This is a genomic window from Pseudomonas sp. Sample_16, assembly GCF_004307665.1.
Taxonomy (GTDB): Bacteria; Pseudomonadota; Gammaproteobacteria; order Pseudomonadales; family Pseudomonadaceae; genus Aquipseudomonas.
In genome coordinates, this window is record NZ_RCOB01000065.1 from 1 (window position 1) to 713 (window position 713).

The following is a 713-nucleotide window of genomic DNA, read 5'->3' on the forward strand; positions in this document are numbered from 1 at the left end:
AGGTACCTTCGATGGTCTTCAGGGTCATTCGTTAGATCTCTTAAAGAGCCGGGACACGTCTCGTACGCATCCCTCAGTGATATTTGAACCGCGAATACAGCGCCGGAAATCGCACATCGGTGTTCACTTGCACATCTATGTGGCGAGGGAGCTTGCTCCCGCTGGGCTGCGAAGCGGCCCCTATTGTGGGTGCTGCGCACCCAGGCGGGAGCAAGCTCCCTCGCCACAATAAATCAAATATGCCTTGAGCGAACAACGAGGCCAAAAACCGGCGTCTTATTCGGAGGGCACGTATTCTACAACTTCCAGATCGAAACCGGATATCGCATTAAATTTCATCGGTGCGCTCATCAAGCGCATTTTGCGCACGCCCAGGTCTCGCAGAATCTGCGAACCGGCACCGACAATGCTGTAGGTGGTCGGTTTTTTCGGGGTGGCGTGGTCGGCGGTTTCGCGGATATGCGCCAGCAACACGTCGCCATCGAGCGGGTGACCGAGCAACAACACCACGCCACTGCCGGCCTCGGCAACCGCAGCCATGGCGGCGCGCAGGCTCCAGCGCCCTGGTTGCTTGACCATCAACAGGTCGCGCAGCGGGTCCATGTTGTGCACCCGAACCAGGGTCGGCTCTTCTGCGCAAACGTTGCCCAGAGTGAGCGCCATGTGCACGTCGCCTTCCACCGAATCACGATAGGTCACCAGGTTGAATTGGC

At 58.3% G+C, this 713-nt stretch carries 1 pseudogene; it reads right to left on the reverse strand.

Going from position 1 to position 713, the window contains the following annotated elements:
* Positions 1-276 precede the first annotated feature (276 nt).
* Positions 277-713, reverse strand: a pseudogene (locus D8U69_RS09150) (bifunctional 3,4-dihydroxy-2-butanone-4-phosphate synthase/GTP cyclohydrolase II); the annotation flags it as partial.